At 46.0% G+C, this 15,329-nt stretch carries 20 protein-coding genes and 1 other RNA gene; 9 read left to right on the top strand and 12 right to left on the bottom strand.

Annotated elements, in window-relative coordinates:
• Positions 1–208: 208 nt before the first annotated feature.
• The 5 genes from ACMUEV_RS18175 to ACMUEV_RS18155 all read right to left on the bottom strand — a co-directional run bounded on the left by ACMUEV_RS18175 (position 209) and on the right by ACMUEV_RS18155 (position 3,793).
• Positions 209–850, bottom strand: coding sequence for a CHRD domain-containing protein (locus ACMUEV_RS18175; protein ID WP_190652853.1), 642 nt, complete (start codon positions 848–850; stop codon positions 209–211).
• Between the two features lie 337 nt (positions 851–1,187).
• The gene (locus ACMUEV_RS18170) at positions 1,188–1,640 is read right to left on the bottom strand and encodes an HNH endonuclease (RefSeq protein WP_190652852.1); all 453 of its coding nucleotides are present in this window, start codon (positions 1,638–1,640) and stop codon (positions 1,188–1,190) included.
• Entirely contained in the window at positions 1,637–2,020 is a 384-nt protein-coding gene (locus ACMUEV_RS18165; protein WP_190652851.1) for a hypothetical protein, read from the bottom strand. Before ACMUEV_RS18165 ends, ACMUEV_RS18170 begins: the two co-directional genes overlap by 4 nt.
• On the bottom strand, positions 2,020–2,583 hold the full coding sequence (locus ACMUEV_RS18160) for a hypothetical protein (RefSeq protein WP_190652850.1): 564 nt from the start codon (positions 2,581–2,583) through the stop codon (positions 2,020–2,022). Before ACMUEV_RS18160 ends, ACMUEV_RS18165 begins: the two co-directional genes overlap by 1 nt.
• Positions 2,584–2,617: 34 nt before the next feature.
• Positions 2,618–3,793 carry an anion transporter gene (locus tag ACMUEV_RS18155; RefSeq protein WP_415354791.1) on the bottom strand — a complete coding sequence of 392 codons (1,176 nt, stop codon included), beginning with the start codon at positions 3,791–3,793 and terminating at the stop codon, positions 2,618–2,620.
• A 100-nt stretch (positions 3,794–3,893) separates the two neighbouring features.
• On the opposite strand from ACMUEV_RS18155, the gene ACMUEV_RS18150 reads away from it, so the two are divergent.
• Positions 3,894–4,181: a YkvA family protein gene (locus ACMUEV_RS18150; RefSeq protein WP_017287677.1), complete on the top strand. Its 288-nt coding sequence runs from the start codon at positions 3,894–3,896 to the stop codon at positions 4,179–4,181.
• Positions 4,182–4,327: 146 nt separating this feature from the next.
• Here ACMUEV_RS18150 and ACMUEV_RS18145 read toward each other — a convergent pair whose 3' ends face one another.
• The 3 genes from ACMUEV_RS18145 to ACMUEV_RS18135 all read right to left on the bottom strand — a co-directional run bounded on the left by ACMUEV_RS18145 (position 4,328) and on the right by ACMUEV_RS18135 (position 6,755).
• Complete coding sequence (locus tag ACMUEV_RS18145; protein ID WP_017287678.1) at positions 4,328–4,681, bottom strand: DUF1257 domain-containing protein; 354 nt, start codon at positions 4,679–4,681, stop codon at positions 4,328–4,330.
• Positions 4,682–4,851: 170 nt separating this feature from the next.
• Positions 4,852–6,360 (bottom strand): AAA family ATPase, encoded by a 1,509-nt coding sequence (locus ACMUEV_RS18140; RefSeq protein WP_017287679.1) that lies wholly within the window; start codon positions 6,358–6,360, stop codon positions 4,852–4,854.
• Between the two features lie 65 nt (positions 6,361–6,425).
• Complete coding sequence (locus tag ACMUEV_RS18135) at positions 6,426–6,755, bottom strand: hypothetical protein (RefSeq protein WP_017287680.1); 330 nt, start codon at positions 6,753–6,755, stop codon at positions 6,426–6,428.
• Between the two features lie 109 nt (positions 6,756–6,864).
• On the opposite strand from ACMUEV_RS18135, the gene ACMUEV_RS18130 reads away from it, so the two are divergent.
• From ACMUEV_RS18130 to ACMUEV_RS18115, 4 genes are all read left to right on the top strand, one after another.
• Entirely contained in the window at positions 6,865–7,350 is a 486-nt protein-coding gene (locus ACMUEV_RS18130; protein WP_199329674.1) for a hypothetical protein, read from the top strand.
• Between the two features lie 108 nt (positions 7,351–7,458).
• Positions 7,459–8,229 (top strand): imidazole glycerol phosphate synthase subunit HisF, encoded by a 771-nt coding sequence (hisF, locus tag ACMUEV_RS18125; protein WP_017287682.1) that lies wholly within the window; start codon positions 7,459–7,461, stop codon positions 8,227–8,229.
• A gap of 139 nt (positions 8,230–8,368) precedes the next feature.
• Positions 8,369–8,689: a hypothetical protein gene (locus ACMUEV_RS18120; RefSeq protein ID WP_017287683.1), complete on the top strand. Its 321-nt coding sequence runs from the start codon at positions 8,369–8,371 to the stop codon at positions 8,687–8,689.
• 80 nt (positions 8,690–8,769) lie between these two features.
• Positions 8,770–10,005: an AAA family ATPase gene (locus ACMUEV_RS18115; RefSeq protein ID WP_190652849.1), complete on the top strand. Its 1,236-nt coding sequence runs from the start codon at positions 8,770–8,772 to the stop codon at positions 10,003–10,005.
• Positions 10,006–10,060: 55 nt separating this feature from the next.
• Here the strand turns inward: ACMUEV_RS18115 and ACMUEV_RS18110 are convergent, their stop codons facing one another.
• Genes ACMUEV_RS18110 through ACMUEV_RS18100 form a run of 3 tightly spaced genes read right to left on the bottom strand, consistent with a single transcriptional unit; the run spans position 10,061 to position 11,985 of the window.
• Entirely contained in the window at positions 10,061–10,516 is a 456-nt protein-coding gene (locus ACMUEV_RS18110) for a DUF29 domain-containing protein (RefSeq protein WP_190652848.1), read from the bottom strand.
• A 30-nt stretch (positions 10,517–10,546) separates the two neighbouring features.
• Positions 10,547–11,431: an alpha/beta fold hydrolase gene (locus ACMUEV_RS18105; RefSeq protein WP_190652847.1), complete on the bottom strand. Its 885-nt coding sequence runs from the start codon at positions 11,429–11,431 to the stop codon at positions 10,547–10,549.
• On the bottom strand, positions 11,428–11,985 hold the full coding sequence (locus tag ACMUEV_RS18100; protein WP_190652846.1) for a 2'-5' RNA ligase family protein: 558 nt from the start codon (positions 11,983–11,985) through the stop codon (positions 11,428–11,430). The genes ACMUEV_RS18105 and ACMUEV_RS18100 overlap by 4 nt, the downstream gene beginning before the upstream one ends.
• Positions 11,986–12,115: 130 nt before the next feature.
• Between ACMUEV_RS18100 and ACMUEV_RS18095 the strand changes: the two genes are divergently transcribed.
• The 3 genes from ACMUEV_RS18095 (at position 12,116) to ACMUEV_RS18085 (ending at position 13,012) form a co-directional block, all read left to right on the top strand.
• Entirely contained in the window at positions 12,116–12,382 is a 267-nt protein-coding gene (locus ACMUEV_RS18095; RefSeq protein ID WP_017287688.1) for a YciI family protein, read from the top strand.
• A 49-nt stretch (positions 12,383–12,431) separates the two neighbouring features.
• An RNA gene (ffs, locus tag ACMUEV_RS18090) (signal recognition particle sRNA small type) lies at positions 12,432–12,528 on the top strand.
• Between the two features lie 112 nt (positions 12,529–12,640).
• The gene (locus tag ACMUEV_RS18085; protein ID WP_017287689.1) at positions 12,641–13,012 is read left to right on the top strand and encodes a phasin family protein; all 372 of its coding nucleotides are present in this window, start codon (positions 12,641–12,643) and stop codon (positions 13,010–13,012) included.
• 131 nt (positions 13,013–13,143) lie between these two features.
• Here ACMUEV_RS18085 and corA read toward each other — a convergent pair whose 3' ends face one another.
• Positions 13,144–14,304: a magnesium/cobalt transporter CorA gene (gene corA / locus ACMUEV_RS18080; RefSeq protein ID WP_017287690.1), complete on the bottom strand. Its 1,161-nt coding sequence runs from the start codon at positions 14,302–14,304 to the stop codon at positions 13,144–13,146.
• Between the two features lie 108 nt (positions 14,305–14,412).
• Between corA and ACMUEV_RS18075 the strand changes: the two genes are divergently transcribed.
• Positions 14,413–15,216, top strand: a complete 804-nt coding sequence (locus ACMUEV_RS18075) for an MlaE family lipid ABC transporter permease subunit (protein WP_017287691.1) — start codon at positions 14,413–14,415, stop codon at positions 15,214–15,216.
• Positions 15,217–15,329 lie beyond the last annotated feature (113 nt).

Genomic DNA, 15,329 nt, shown 5'->3' with positions numbered 1-15,329 from the left:
TGCAGAAAACGAATAAAGATGAAAAACACAGGCAATCTCAAGCTCTGGCGCGGCAGAAGCTACCGAATCCGTCCAAGAGGTTGCCCGTGAGTTGGTTAAATTATCCTTGCAAGTATACTACGCTGTTCGCAGAAGGCTACGCTTGCTAGATATCGTCATTGCTACTTTAGCCCTCATTTCGGCACGGTTCTCAATCAAAGCATCTGGATTAGAGTGCTCGAAAAATACCGCGCAATTCTCCAGCCCGATTCTGCTTGGTGTGAATATCGACATAGAAGTTGCCTTCAGAGAGTGCCTGAAGCTGTTCAGCCGTCAGAGTATACTCTCCGGCAAATCTACCGCCCATTGCAGTATCGTTCAATGTTACAGTTAGCGCATATTGGAAGGGTCCGTTCTGGTTAGGTTCGCCCCGATGGATGTGAACCGCAGAGGTGATGTTAGGATTCGGAGGATTAACGGGGTCTGCTGCATAGTCACGTAAACCACTAGATAGCCCCCCAAAGTCTCCCCGAACAATGAGACGCTCTCCTGCCAATGCTGCGCCAGCTACACCCGTTGCAGAAGTTGAGGGTGCGTTCGGTACTACATTATTGTTCGTCAAGATGGCTGCATAGCGTTGCAAAGAACTGCTAGACATTCCTTGAGCCATAAGAACGGACTCAGCTTCTTGTAAATCTGCCATCAAATGCTGATTGATTGGATTCTGAATCTGGGTTGGTTGAGCCGATTGGAATGTGTTGAAGGATGGTGCAATTTTACTCAAAGAAGCTGCTGTTGAGAGACCGATTATCAATACACAGGCGATCGTGCCAAGCAGAAAATTGGAGAGTACTCGCTTTGTCTTATTCATCAGGACTAGCCTTAGTTAGTAGATTTCTGGCAATAGTACGAAGCAGGCGATGATTTGGATGTATGGGGATTCTAATTTTTTAGTTTTTAGAGAAGAGCATTCGTCGGCTTGCAAACAGAATCGGTTGGGAAAACAGCGTGGCTAAGCGTTCGATGGTGATTCTGTGCTCTCTTTAAAACAGTTCGACTAAGATTTCTGGCATTACGAATTCCCTATTGCACAGTTGAGTATATCAACAGGTCTGATAAAATGTCGCCCTCATTTGAGTTGTGCGGAGTTGGCATATGCGGCATGACGATTATTTGGACTGAAAGCTACTGAATTGTGTGATCTTCCGTTAGCTCTGTTTCAGCGATCGTAGTAATTCCCTTGGTCTTGCATCTCGAATCACAGGATATCGATCGAGGTAATTGACATAAATATAATGCTCGTACTCATACCAATTCATTTCAGCTTTTTCGCGATTACACTGCTGGCAAATCACCCAGAAGTTTCGGAAATCCATTGAGAGCCAAGGATATTGTGCGCGGGGCAATTTGTGATCGATCGTTCTGCCACTTTTGAACGAATATTTCTGATCACAAATCGGACAGTCTCGATCGGAATGTTCTTTGACCCAGGTTTGGCTCTCTAACGTCGTTCCACATTCACTATCCCCATTGACATATCGCCAATAGTCATATTTTCGATAGTCCTCAAAATCCTGAGCCGTCAGCTTGTGATATCGTTTGTTTCCAACTACAGCGGCAAGTTTGAAGAGTTCTTCTAAGCTTTTATCGTCAAGATTCATCGTCTGGGCTTGGGTTTAGAGAAGTCAATGATTTCAGGTTCAGTATCAGGAAATTGTCGATCGACTAATTCTCCGATTTCGGCAACTTCTTTGGCGAGCTTTTGATTAAATTCTTCAATCTCTTCTTGGGTTTGATATTTTTTGCCAATCCGATCGACTTCGAGAAAGAGTTCTTCGAGTGAGAGATCTTCAGAAGCGCGATCGCTGTCGAGTAATTCCTGGATGCGCTGATACAACGCAATCACATTGTCCCATCCAGTATTCTTGAGTCCGCTTGCTTTTAACAGCGTTTGGCTTTCTTTACTAAGCTGCGATCGAGTCTGTGAGTTTGCTTGTTGCAGCTTACGATAGTTCATGCCTTGAAAAGTTCGTTTCGCCATTATCCGAGCGTCCAACGAAACAACCGAATAATCGCTTTCCGAAGCTGACTATCTTCGTACTGCAACAGTTCTTTGGTATCTCTTGCTAATCGCAGCTTGATCGCATCGACAAACGTTTTCAACGCTTTGTTATCTTTTTTCAATTGCTCATTTGCTCCAACCAGTTCAAGATTCTCCGAAGAGAGCGTCTCAACCTTTGTCGAAAGTTGTTGAACTTCAGTAGAGAGCTTTGCGTACTCTTGTTCTAATTGTTGTTTACGATTGAGTAATTTCAATTTATCAGCTTCGATTAAAGAGATGGATGCCTCTAATTCTTGATACTCAGCCTGCAATGATTTGAGTTCAGTCTCTGCCTTGCTTTTGAGTCTGCCATAGTAAGCATTATTGCTTCCTAAGCTAGAATTCTTGACTGCAAAGGACTCGACTAATTTTGCAGCGCTCGGCTCAAGACTTAACACATCTAACAAGCGTTCACACTCCTCTTTGCTCAACGCTTGACTAATATTTTTATTGATTCCGTATTTTGCTTTCAAAACACTTTGAAGCTGATCCTTTGATGCCATACTCGACCTCGTAAGCTTCACTTATTATACGAATTCAACGAATCCAGAAATAAGTCATACATAAAGTTATCAGTGTCAATGGCAACCCAAATTTCAAATGCTCCAAAAACGATAATCGATATCCTAATCTCCCCGCTGCTTCAATCATGATCAAATTCGCAACCGATCCAAAAATGGTCAAATTGCCTGCCAATGTCGAACCTGCTGCAAGTCGTAACCAAGATTGAGTATCATTCTGTGCAATCAAAGGGTGCAATAACAAAACGGCTGGAACATTAGAAACGAGATTCGACAAAATTGCAGTCACGCTGAGAAATTTAGCTGGATGATCAATCGCTTGAGTCAGTGGTGCAAATACATTCAAATCTTGGGTCGCTTTGGTGAGAATAAACAATCCCGAAAATAGAACTAACAAATTCCAATCGACAGGTTGCAGTAAGCGATCAGGCTTTAACCTCCGAGTAACCAACAAAATACTAGCAGCGACCAAAGCAGATTCCGCTAAAGGCAATCCCACAACAAATGCAATCAACATTGCTGCCGTCACGCTCACAGTTTTGAACAACAAAGGTCGATAGACGCGAGGTTGAGGCAGCGAAAATTCTTGTGGAGTCGTCGATTGCACTTCGGGATACATCCAATACAGCAACACAAGTTGAACGCATAAGCCAAAAATCGCGATCGGAGTTAGTGCCTTAGCAAAGTCCAAATAGCCGATTTTAGAAAATGATCCAATCAAAATATTTTGTGGATTTCCACTAATTGTGGCAACAGAGCCAAGATTCGTTGCCCCTGCCATGGCTAGTAAATAAGGAATCGGATTGATTCGCAAAGTTCGCGCCAAATCCAAAATCAGCGGCGTGAAAATCAGTGCCATTGCATCATTCAGAAAGAAAGCCGATAATGCAGCGACTCCAAAAGTAAGAACGGTGAGTAACCCGAATGGACTATGGGTAATGTTGAGAAGATGAGCGATCGCCAGTTGAAAAAATCCCGCTTGAGACAACCCTGCATTCACAATCATCGTGCTGAGCAAGAATACAATCGTGGTTACATCGATTGCGCGCCAAGCGTCTTGCAGATTCAATACGCCTAAAGCAATGAGAAATCCTGAGCTTGCAAGTGCAATTGTGGCGCGATTCATGCGCAGTCCAGGGAAAGAACCAATCGCTAAGCCGAGATATGCGATCGCAATCACGAAATACTTCACCAATAGACGGTTTCTCCCCCTTCTTTAGACAGTTTTCCCCCCAAGACAGCTCCTCTAGGATTTGACATGATAAAAGCATCAAGTGAGAGCAACCCAAATTATGAAGCTTCCATTTTACGATTGGTATCGCAATCTCGTTCGCAACTCGAAATACCGTTGGTTGATTATTGCAGGAACCTTGGTTTACTTGTTTAGCCCGATCGACTTACTCCCTGACATGATTCCTCTGATCGGTCAGATTGACGATACCGTCGTTCTCGGCTTACTGGTTGCTGAAGTCTCTTCAATGCTAATGGATCGCCTCAAAGCCCAGAAGGGTACAACGACCGCAACGGTTGATGGCACACCTGCTGAAGCAGTCGATGTTGAAGCAAAAACGATCAGCTAAAAAAATTGGGAGAATGGGGGAGTTGGGAGAAGTGATTTCTTATCCCCCATTCCCCTAATTCCCCACTCCCCTAAGCACAAACTCAAGCACAAAAAAACGGGCTAACTACAAAAGCTAACCCGCCAGCTTGGGAACGCGCAGAGAAACTAATTTTGAACGACCAACTTCACGTTAGCGTTGTTCAAGCCAGGGCGCTTGACTTCAGCCAAGGTCTTGTTAACCGCATACTTCTGGTTGATCGAGTTGATCAATTCGGTTTGATTGTGCTTCTTCGCCACACCCCAAAGGTCAGCGATCAAATCGAAGGAACCATCAGCGTTCCGCGACCAGCCCAAATCATACTCGCCATCGAGAACTGCAACGATGTCAGAACGAACCCGCTGACCGTTGTAGCCGCGAACATCAGCTTCGGTCTTAACCGAGATGCCCAAATCGCGCAGAGAAGACTTGAGGATTTCTGCGTCGGTGATCTTGGTGCGAAGAGTGCTAAAGTGAGACATTTTAGGGTTTCCTCCGTGGAAAGTTGAAAACAACGACAACGTTTAGGTTTAGATGTTTTGAGGCTTACATGCTCAAAAAATGGTTTGCGCATTCAAGCTTTCAAAACGGTGTTCAAACTGCTGGTACTAGCCCAGCCCTTCATCCTGTTGGGAAGACAGGAGAAAGCCTTTTAGAACTCCAGTCGCTGATATTCAGCAACTGATGCTGCCGCAGGTCGCGCGCGCTGCCTAGCCCAATCCCGAAGGGCTGTTACCTGCTCAGTCATAGTCTTGGACAACGGCATTGTGGCTCTTGATGCCGCAATGATGTCCAATTGAGTAAACTCTCGATCTTGAGCAAAAGCTTCATACATCGCTGCAACTAATGCTTGCTCAATTTCAGCTCCAGAAAATCCATCACAGACGCTTGCTAACTGGTCGAGATCGAAGCGTTCAATTTCTCGTCGGCGTTTTGCAAGGTGGATTCTGAAAATTTCTTTCCGCTCTTCTGCATTCGGGAGATCAACAAAGAAGATCTCGTCGAATCGTCCTTTCCTTAAAAACTCGCCAGGTAAACGTTCAACCCGGTTTGCAGTTGCCATCACAAACACTGGAGAAGTCTTCTCTTGCATCCAGGTCAGGAATGAACCGAAGATCCGACTTGAAGTTCCACCATCTGAATCGGCTGATCCGGACGTTCCAGCAAACGCTTTGTCCATTTCATCAATAAACAAGATCGCCGGAGAAATCGATTCAGCAGTCTTCAAAGCATTTCGCAGGTTCGCTTCTGATCGACCCACCATCGAGCCATCATAGACACGACCCATATCTAATCTCAGCAAAGGCAATCCCCACAATCGGGAAGTTGTCTTGGCAATGAGAGATTTTCCACACCCCGGAACGCCAAGAATTAACATCCCTTTTGGCTGGGGTAATCCATACTCTCTTGCTCGCTCAGTGAAGGCGTTCGATCGCTGTTTTAGCCAGTGCTTCAATTCGTCTAAGCCACCAACTGCCTCAAGCGTCTCATCTTCTTCCATGAACTCTAGGATGCCGTTCCGACGAATCAGCTGCTTCTTCTCAGAAAGAACAATATCAACTTCTTCTTCGGTCAAACGCCCGTTCGTAACCTGAGCCTTACGGTAAACTTTTTCTGCCTCATCTCGCGTCAACCCTAATGCTGCTTTTAACAACTTCTCGCGGGTTTCAGTCGTAATGCGGCGATTTCGGATCTGATCTAATTGAGTAGTGAGAACCTGATTCAACTCAGTCATCGTTGGAAGTGGGAAGTCCAGAACGATAACCTCTTTCTCTAGCTCAATCGGAACCGTTTGAACCGGAGACATTAAGACGATCGCTTTTTGCGTGCCTTTGAAAGATGCGATCGCATCGCGCAGCCATCGATTCACAGCGGGCGAATCAATAAACGGATGCAAGTCTTTGAAAACAAAGAGTCCAGGCTCTCGCTGGCGCATCACCCACTCGATCGCGGCTTCGGGAGAAACCGTATTGTGCTGGGTCACACTGCGGGGCTGACCATACTCGACAATCCCGTGAGTCACCGTCCACAAATACAATCGCTTGGGGGGCTTGGTTTGGGCAAGCAGGGCAAGTGCTTGCTCTGCCCGTTCCTCTTCTGAGGTTACAAGATAAATTAGAGGATATTGAGCCTGTAATAGGATGTTTAACTCTTCTTGCATAACCGCGACCCACTAGAGTGTAAAGCGAACCTGTTCAGGCTGCGAACGCTACTGAGGATAAATCCTTAGCAGGGAACGACCACCTTTTCCTCACTGGAAGATCCGATCGAAACGGTCGATAGCTCATCTTCGAGAATGATGTCTGAGTTTTGCCCTAAAGCGGTCAGTTCACCATTCTTTAAAACAACCGGAGTGGTACAACTGGGACAGTCATAAATCCGGTGAGTTTGTCCATGAGCTTCCTCTTGCTCAACTACCTCCGGGTATGTGAGGTAAAAGCTGAGTGCCCTCTCTGCGAGGACGGACATTGCCTCTGAACTCATTGCAGCTTGGATTTTTAGCTTGCGGTGAAGTTCGGGCGGAAGATACAACGTAACTTTCTGCTTGTCTTGCATAGAACTTTCAGTCGTTTTACCCGGGTATGTGATTACGATATCTGCCTAATCTCAGGCTGTCAAGACAGTATGCCCGCATGACAGCATTATTGTTACAATCATTTACATTATGAAGCAAGGTTTGAGTTGGATTTTGATAAGTTTGATAGGTTTGACAGGGTGCAATGACTTGCCGTGGAGCGGTTCGCAGTCTCAGCAGGAGCGGCTTCCCGATCGCTGGCAGACTTACCGAAATGAGCGGTTTGGCTTTGAGTTTTTGCATCCAGAGGGATGGATTGATTCGATACCGCCAGAGGCTCAAGATGGGATTGCGTTTAGTGATCCGAGAAATCCCGGTGTAGAGATTCGGGGCTGGGCGGAATTGAAGCGATCGACCGATAAAAAATCTCAGAATCCGAAGCCGAACTTTACGACTGATCAGGGAGTCCCTGCGCGCTTAGATATCGCGGTTGAGAACCAGTCGAGCGTGATGACGTTGACGATTGTTCAGAAGGATGTGGAATATCGCTGGCGAGCGACGGCTCCGACCGTACAGTTTGGCAACTACTATCGATTCTTCGACTTTATTGCGAAGCGATATCGTGTCTCGCAGTGATAGGATTCTGTTTTACAAATTTCTGTGCAGGTAGATGGATCTCCACTGAGATGTAGAGAAACGACGATCGACACTTTTGTACAGAATCAATTCAAGAGGAAATCGGGAATGCTGGCGAAGCGAATTTTGCCTTGCTTGGACGTGAAAGCAGGGCGTGTAGTCAAAGGAGTCAATTTTGTTGATCTGAGAGATGCAGGCGATCCGGTGGAACTTGCACAGGCTTATAACGAAGCGGGTGCGGATGAATTGGTGTTTCTTGATATCACCGCGACTCATGAAGATCGCGACATTATTTATGATGTGGTGTATCGCACAGCAGAACAAGTTTTTATTCCACTGACGGTTGGCGGTGGAATTCAGAATCTCGACACGATTAAAAAATTATTGAGAGCCGGAGCCGATAAAGTCAGTATTAATTCGGCAGCCGTTCGAGATCCGGATTTGATTAATCGAGCCAGCGATCGCTTTGGAGTCCAGTGCATTGTCGTCGCGATCGATGCGCGTCGTCGCCAAGATCCTGAAAATCCAGGTTGGGATGTTTACGTTCGAGGTGGACGGGAAAATACCGGAATTGATGCGGTTTCTTGGGCAAAGGAAATGGCGCAGCGAGGTGCAGGAGAATTGCTGATCACCAGCATGGATGCGGATGGAACGCAAGCCGGATACGATTTGGATTTGACTTCAACGATCGCGTCTCAAGTCGAAATTCCTGTGATTGCCTCAGGAGGTGCAGGAAATTGTGAACATATTTATCAAGCTGTAACAGAAGGTAAAGCTGAGGCGGCTTTATTAGCGTCTTTGTTACATTACGGTCAGTTAAGCGTTCAACAAATAAAGACATACTTAAGCGATCGTGCAATCACCGTTCGAGCGACATAGAATGACGAGACTCAGAGCGGACGAGCATTTTCAAAATCGACTGATAAGAATCTGCTACCACCAAGATTAGAAAAATGCGATTCAAATCGTGTTTCTACAGGGATGCTCTTTTCTGAGCATCTGTTACAATGTGTAAACTATGGTGATAACAATCTTATTTATTGTCATTGCTCTTGTAGCTTGGGCATTGCACCTAATGCAAGAAGCGATCGAGCAAAAAGAGTTTTCCCTGATGCTGGCTGGCACATTGGTCGCAGTGGCAGCATCAGCACTGGTTGGTGTCTATTTTGTCATGGGCAATTACATGGGATATGTGAGTCATCTCTCTCCCCGTGAGACTGCCTTGAATCAAGAAGCCTACGAGTCGGTTGCCCGCTATTTAGAAGAACAAGATCAGATGTATATGAGTGCTTCGGCATCTCGCTCAATTTCTCAGGCTGTGCGAAACATTTCGCCATAAATTCGATTACGATAAACAAGTGTTATGAAATTTTGACAAATGGGGTAAGTCGTCTTACGCCATTTTTTAGTGGGATTTTTATGAGTTATTACATCGCTCCCCGTTTCCTCGATAAGCTTGCGGTTCATATTACAAAGAACTATCTGGCGCTGCCGAATGTGAAAGCACCTCTAATTTTGGGCATTCACGGGCGCAAAGGTGAAGGAAAATCGTTCCAGTGCGATCTGGTGTTTGAGCGCATGGGACTTGAGGCAGTTTATATGTCAGCCGGGGAATTAGAAAGTCCTGATGCGGGCGATCCAGGACGGTTGATTCGGCTGAGATACCGAGAAGCAGGCGAATTGGTGAAAGTTCGCGGCAAAATGGCGGTTCTGCTAATTAATGATTTTGATGCGGGTGCGGGACGGGTTGATCAGTTCACGCAGTACACCGTCAATACGCAACTGGTGCATGGAACATTGATGAACATCGCGGATAATCCGACTAATGTTCAGCTTCCAGGCAGTTATGATGCCGAGCCGACGCAGCGGATTCCGATTATTTTGACCGGAAATGATTTCTCGACGTTGTATGCGCCGCTGACCCGTGACGGACGGATGGATAAGTTTTTCTGGGAACCCGATCGTGACGATCGCGTTGGAATTGTCAGCGGAATTTTTGAAATCGATCAAGTTGCACACCGCGATATTGCACACCTCGTTGATCACTTTCCAGAACAATCGATCGATTTCTTTGGTGCATTACGATCGCGGCTTTATGATGAGCAAATTCGCAGATTGATCGATGATGTCGGCCTCGATCGTATTTCTCAGCGAGTAGTCAATAGTACAGAAAAACCGCCAGAGTTCCGCCGACCAGATTTCAGTCTGCCTCACTTACTAGAAGTGGGAGCGGCAATGGTGCGCGAACAGAAACGATTACAAGAATTGCGTTTGGTTGAGGAATACAATCAAACGATTAAGAATCGAGGATTGGGCGAAATTAAAATGACTCCCGACCCTGAACCTGAACCCGCTCGTAGCTATAGCGGCAAGCCTTCGAGTACGCGGCTTACTTCTGAAATTGTTGGAGAGGTGAATCGTATTTTGGGACAAGGACAGCGACTCGGCATTGAAGTCGTAGACGATCGCCGATTCAAAATGAATTCCTGGAGCTGTTATGGCATGTTTGAAGGAGATGGAGCAGCAGCAATTGCAGCGTTAGAGACTTGCTTGAATGAGCATCAGAAAGATTACATTCGATTAGTTGGAATTCGCGATCGTCAAAGAGTGACTGAAACGATCGTGCATCGTCCTGCTTACAATCATGCAGGCTAGGAATCTCAATGCTAAAGGAGTTTCATGCTCTGGCTAAGCAGCCATTCAATCATTCTCAATCTGGCAGATACTCAGAATTCAGTACTTGCTCAGGAAAATAAGGGCAATTCACGGGAAAAGTTTCTAACGGCAAACCCGTTTCGTCTGCTGCCTGCTCACGAGCATTCGCATAGCATTCCGCAAAAACCTCTTGAAAATAGGGAATTAAGCTTGGTGAATCTTTCAAGTCATCGTTGACTCGCCGACGATGTTCTCGAATACTGCCCCGCCAACTTCCACTTCGCAACTCTGGTTGATGTTGCCATTTCAGCAGGTGAAGCAGAATCACCACGAGATTGCTTTTGAGACTTTTCCGCTCCCGTCTTGACATATCTTCGATTTCTTCGATCAGGTTTTGCCAATCCACACAACTGTAGTTTTGAGATCGCAATTGCTCCACTGTCGTCTCAATCCATTGAACAAAATCGGTTTCATAAAGAGTTTTTTGACTGGCTTTCAGTTCAGTTGACATCGCTATGCCTCATGATTTTTTGGTTTATTGTCACTCAGATCGTTCGGAGTGCGATCGCACAAACCCCGCAATACTATCTACAAATTCCTGAGTCGATTCATAGGGCAATACATTTCGACCGGGAATGATGACACCTTCAGAATTCGGAAAATGTTCGAGGTAATCGTTTAAGCGATCTTCCACTTTCTCCCCTTTCCCTTCGCGGCTAATACTCGAAGCTTTATCTCCAAAAACTGCCAGAACAGGTTGCTGAATCTTTGATATTTTTTCTGTGTAATCCTGTCGCCAAAAGCTCGATAAAAACGCAAACACCGCATGACGACTTTCTAAATCGTCTGATCCTTGTTTCAACGTCGATAGCCATTCAGAATCAACTTGAGTTTCATCCGCAAACAGTTGGCGAATCGAAAATCGTCTTAGGAACTTAGTGCGACGAGCATAGCGATAAAAGGCATTTCCAAACGGAGAATCGAACAGATTCCAGGCGATTCGATGGGAGGTTTCTGAAGTGTCTCGACTCAACAGCGACATTGCAGGAGAACCGCTCAGCACGATCGCTTTAACGAGATCCGGTTCGATATTGGCAAGCTCGATCGCGACTGGAGATAGCGCTCCTTGAGCAACCACGATCGCAGGGGTTTTGATCACGGTTTGCAAAAAGAATTGCAGTTGACGTGCCCAATCGATCGGCGCATAAGCAATTCGCGGCATATCAGAGTCACCACAGCCGAGTAAATCAGGGTTGTAAATCGGATTCGGTCGCCAGGAATTGATGAATCGTTGCCAGAACTGACGCGAAAGACCAACCCCGATTGGATGAATTAACAGCAGCGGAACACCCTGACCTTCGTGAAAGTCATAGGCGCATCGATACTGATTCCATTGATAAAACTGGGTTTTGTTAAGTTGCTTCATCTCTCCACTTTAAAGGGAAATTCAGCATGAATTTGCCAGCGTTGCCCATCGTGTTTAAGTAGTGTCAGATGAGTCGCGTCAAATTCAAAATGTAACGGGTGCGCTTTAAATTCTTTCCAGGCAAGTTTAAAATTCTCTGGGGTTAGATCGCGAAATGCGACCGTCATATGGGGTGCATAGGGACGGGAGTTCTCTCTGGGATCACTGAGTTCGATCGAGGTTTCTAGGTGCTCAATCAACTTTTGATGGAGATTTAAGAGCGCATCAGAGCGATCGACATGAATAAAAATCACGCGCGGTGGAAAAGCCCCGAAGCCATCTAGTGTAATAGAAATAGCAGGGTGTTTCGTCGTAAAAGTAGCAAGAGATTCAGTCAGTATATCTAAGCGCTGATGTCTCCATTTAAATGGGGGAAATAGCGTGATATGCGGAGGTGAGTTGAAAGCATGACGACTGTCATAGTACTGATCAAAATGGCATTTAACTTCGGTAGCATAGTTTTGAATTGCTTGTGGGGGTAGCAACGCAATGAAAAATAAGTGCTCTGCGTTCATAAGCTGCTCTACTTAGGAAAAAACTGACTCACGCCCCTTAAAGTCACGTAAAAACTTTACTCCACTGCTGTCGCGATCTTAAGCTACAGCATAGGTTCCCTTTGACAAAAATGATAGAGGAAAGCGGTCAATGCCTTGGTTCGTCAAAATTGAAGAAGGAATTGTCGATAAAGCGACATTTGATCGGTACGTGCCAGCCCATAAAGCATTTGTAAAAGATTTGATTGCGAAGGGCTATGAGGCAAAGACCGGGTATTGGGGTTGTTTTGGCGGTGGAATGTTGATGTTTAAGGCAAAATCGATGGATGAAGCCGAAAAAATCATTCTTGAAGATCCGCTGATTCGCAATCACTGTGTCCATTACAAGCTGTATGAATGGAAGGTGGTCGTGGAATAACTTCAGAATTTGTCATCGGTCTGTCACAGAGAGTGCTATGCTAGTAAATGACTCGGATCTATGCGATCGTAACGCCCAAACTTTGTCAGGACCGGAAGGTAGCAGCAATACGGGATGCTTATGGTAGGCGTAGTCTCCGGGTCACCTTCGTTTTAAAGGGTCGGTTCTCTTCACCTCGACTCGTCGGATTTTTCACTCTGGGCAATCGGTAGAATTCTGCGTATCTTGGAGGTAACGAGTACCAGGAGCACGATTGTTATGGGTTTGGGAGATATTGTACAGAAAGCGATGTATTTAGGGATTGGAGTTGCTTCCTACGCGGGTGAGAAAGCTGGCGAGAAGTTGACCGAACTGCGATCGCAGGTGCAAAAGTTGGCAGACGAGATGGTGGCACGCGGCGAGATGAGTTCAGAAGAGGCGCGCCGTTTTGTCGATGAGATGGTGCAGCGAGCGCAACAACCTAGTGTGTCTGCTCCAACTTCAGAGAGTGAAAAGCCGACTGAGCCGCGCAAAATCGAGATTTTAGATGATGATGAGCCTGCACCCACGCAGACGACAACAACAGTCGATGAGATGCGTCAACAGGTTGCAGATCTACAGGAAGAATTGCGGCGATTGAAGAAGAATTAGAGTAGGGTTCCTAGTCATCAGCAATTTTGGATTGGGGAGGGGGAGAGGATGCAAACTTAGATGGCTCCCCCTCTCCCTACCAATCGTGGTGAATTAGTAGAGATTTCTGAACACTCTACTTTTTGAAAGCCTTATTTTTTGACAGTGGTGGCAAAATCTTCAAACCAGCCTTTGCGTTTGAAATAGAAGACTAGCGCGATCGCGATCGACAACATGACTGCCCAGCAGACCGGATATCCCCAATACCAATTCAATTCGGGCATATTTAACGGCGACTTCTCCGGATTGAAATTCATTCCATAAACGCCAGCTACAAACGTCAAGGGAATGAAAATGGTTGAAATTACAGTGAGCACTTTCATGATTTCATTCATTCGATTGCTGACTGAGGAAAGATACACATCCATCAAACTTGCAGCCAGTTCGCGATAGGTTTCAACCATGTCTAGTACCTGAACCGTGTGATCGTAGCAATCCCGCAGATAGATCTTCGCCTCTTCACTGACGAGATCATTGCTGCTATCTCGGATCAGAGAATTGATGGCATCTCGGAGCGGCCAGATCGATCGACGTAGCGTTAAAAGTTCTCGCTTGACGTGATGGATTTTTTCTAATGTCTGCCGACTTGGACTCTCAACGACTTCTTCTTCGAGTTCTTCAATTTCCTCTCCATAGACTTCGAGAATCGGGAAAAAGCCATCTACGATCGCGTCTAGTAAGGCATAGGCAAGGTAATCTGCATTGCGTTTGCGAATCGAACCTTTTCCAGAACGAATGCGATCGCGCACGATACCAAAGCAGTCATGTTTCGATTCTTCCTGAACCGATAAAACGTAATGTTTGCCCAGAATCAAACTCACCTGTTCTGAATAAAATCCTTTGCCTGACTCTTTCAAAACGACCATTCGCGTAATAATGACCACCTGGTCGTCGTATTCCTCCATTTTTGGACGCTGCGGCACATTCACCACGTCTTCCAACAACAGCGGATGCAGACTAAAGACTCGTCCCAGTCGCAGCAAGATATCTTCACTTCCTAAGCCACGCACATCGACCCAAGAAACCGATTCTGTATCAAGGTAAGGTTGGCATTTTTCAGGTTGATCAATGGGCAAACGCACAGCATTTTCCTCGTTGTAATCGATCAGATCAATCACTGGAGGTTCTGCGTCTTTGGGAATTGTTAGCGTTCCAGGAACCGTTCCGGGAGCATCGTAGTGATATTCGATCGATTGATCGTCATCGTCCGGATCGACGACCAGACTCGTCAGTTGAATTCGCTTTCCTACCATGCTCAATCCCCTTACAATCAACAGAAGTCTTTCTACTGTAATCGAATCAAACTCAGCTATAACTAATACCTGATATGCTTCGATCGACTTTGAACAAGGGAGTGCCCTTTGACTGAATCGCCCGACAACTCTTCTTCTGCATTAGGACGATGGAGCCGACGCTTGATTGCCGCCATTTTACTGGGGGGACAAGTGATCGTCCATTTGTTGTCCCGTAAACTGAATCGTCGAAATACAGTGGAGCAGATGGCAGCCGTAGGCCCAGAATCGCTGTTGATTGCATTGTTGACGGCGATGTTTGTCGGCGCTGTATTTACGATTCAAGTCGCTCGCGAGTTTATTAATTTGGGTGCTGGAACGGCAGTTGGCGGAGTTTTGGCAATTTCGCTGTCCCGCGAGTTGGCTCCGGTTCTGACTGCGGTGATTTTAGCGGGACGGGTGGGGTCGGCATTTGCAGCAGAAATCGGGACAATGCGAGTGACAGAGCAGATTGATGCTTTGTATATGTTGAGAACTGATCCGATCGATTATCTGGTCATCCCCCGTGTGATTGCGTGCTGTTTGATGTTGCCGATTTTGACCTTGCTCTCTCTCGTAACGGGGATGACAGGGGGAATGTTTATTGCGGAATGGCTGTATGGCATCTCGCATAATGTTTTTCTGAATTCGGCAAAAAATTTCTTAAGTGTGTGGGATTTATGCAGTTCGCCGATTAAGGGATTTGTTTTTGGAGCGTTGATTGCGGTCATTGGTTCGAGTTGGGGACTAACGACAACCGGAGGCGCGAAAGGAGTGGGACAATCCACAACAACTGCCGTTGTCACGTCGCTGCTAGCCATTTTTGTCGTGAATTTCTTCTTGTCTTGGTTAATGTTTCAAGGCCCAGGACAGGCGCTTGGGCGAGGATTGTAGTTGTTTTCTGCAAAATTCATACGATTGCTTGACAGTTTTTCTACTCAGAACGTCTGTACTTCTTGCAGATTTTTCTGTATCTTTATGGGCATCAGGGAAAATCTAGTCAGAAA

Origin of the sequence: Leptolyngbya sp. FACHB-1624 (assembly GCF_047649235.1) — a bacterium.
In the GTDB taxonomy this organism is placed as follows: Bacteria; Cyanobacteriota; Cyanobacteriia; order Leptolyngbyales; family Leptolyngbyaceae; genus Leptolyngbya; species Leptolyngbya boryana.
The sequence above is the reverse complement of the archived record's forward strand: the minus strand, read 5'-3'. Positions and strand labels throughout refer to the sequence as shown.

Excerpts from the sequence above, each read along its gene's own strand:
- ACMUEV_RS18175 (WP_190652853.1), bottom strand. The coding sequence starts at position 850 with ATGAATAAGACAAAGCGAGTACTCTCCAATTTTCTGCTTGGCACGATC.
- ACMUEV_RS18170 (WP_190652852.1), bottom strand. The coding sequence starts at position 1,640 with ATGAATCTTGACGATAAAAGCTTAGAAGAACTCTTCAAACTTGCCGCT.
- ACMUEV_RS18165 (WP_190652851.1), bottom strand. The coding sequence starts at position 2,020 with ATGGCGAAACGAACTTTTCAAGGCATGAACTATCGTAAGCTGCAACAA.
- ACMUEV_RS18160 (WP_190652850.1), bottom strand. The coding sequence starts at position 2,583 with ATGGCATCAAAGGATCAGCTTCAAAGTGTTTTGAAAGCAAAATACGGA.
- ACMUEV_RS18150 (WP_017287677.1), top strand. The coding sequence starts at position 3,894 with ATGAAGCTTCCATTTTACGATTGGTATCGCAATCTCGTTCGCAACTCG.
- ACMUEV_RS18145 (WP_017287678.1), bottom strand. The coding sequence starts at position 4,681 with ATGTCTCACTTTAGCACTCTTCGCACCAAGATCACCGACGCAGAAATC.
- ACMUEV_RS18140 (WP_017287679.1), bottom strand. The coding sequence starts at position 6,360 with ATGCAAGAAGAGTTAAACATCCTATTACAGGCTCAATATCCTCTAATT.
- ACMUEV_RS18135 (WP_017287680.1), bottom strand. The coding sequence starts at position 6,755 with ATGCAAGACAAGCAGAAAGTTACGTTGTATCTTCCGCCCGAACTTCAC.
- ACMUEV_RS18130 (WP_199329674.1), top strand. The coding sequence starts at position 6,865 with ATGAAGCAAGGTTTGAGTTGGATTTTGATAAGTTTGATAGGTTTGACA.
- hisF (WP_017287682.1), top strand. The coding sequence starts at position 7,459 with ATGCTGGCGAAGCGAATTTTGCCTTGCTTGGACGTGAAAGCAGGGCGT.
- ACMUEV_RS18120 (WP_017287683.1), top strand. The coding sequence starts at position 8,369 with ATGGTGATAACAATCTTATTTATTGTCATTGCTCTTGTAGCTTGGGCA.
- ACMUEV_RS18115 (WP_190652849.1), top strand. The coding sequence starts at position 8,770 with ATGAGTTATTACATCGCTCCCCGTTTCCTCGATAAGCTTGCGGTTCAT.
- ACMUEV_RS18110 (WP_190652848.1), bottom strand. The coding sequence starts at position 10,516 with ATGTCAACTGAACTGAAAGCCAGTCAAAAAACTCTTTATGAAACCGAT.
- ACMUEV_RS18105 (WP_190652847.1), bottom strand. The coding sequence starts at position 11,431 with ATGAAGCAACTTAACAAAACCCAGTTTTATCAATGGAATCAGTATCGA.
- ACMUEV_RS18100 (WP_190652846.1), bottom strand. The coding sequence starts at position 11,985 with ATGAACGCAGAGCACTTATTTTTCATTGCGTTGCTACCCCCACAAGCA.
- ACMUEV_RS18095 (WP_017287688.1), top strand. The coding sequence starts at position 12,116 with ATGCCTTGGTTCGTCAAAATTGAAGAAGGAATTGTCGATAAAGCGACA.
- ACMUEV_RS18085 (WP_017287689.1), top strand. The coding sequence starts at position 12,641 with ATGGGTTTGGGAGATATTGTACAGAAAGCGATGTATTTAGGGATTGGA.
- corA (WP_017287690.1), bottom strand. The coding sequence starts at position 14,304 with ATGGTAGGAAAGCGAATTCAACTGACGAGTCTGGTCGTCGATCCGGAC.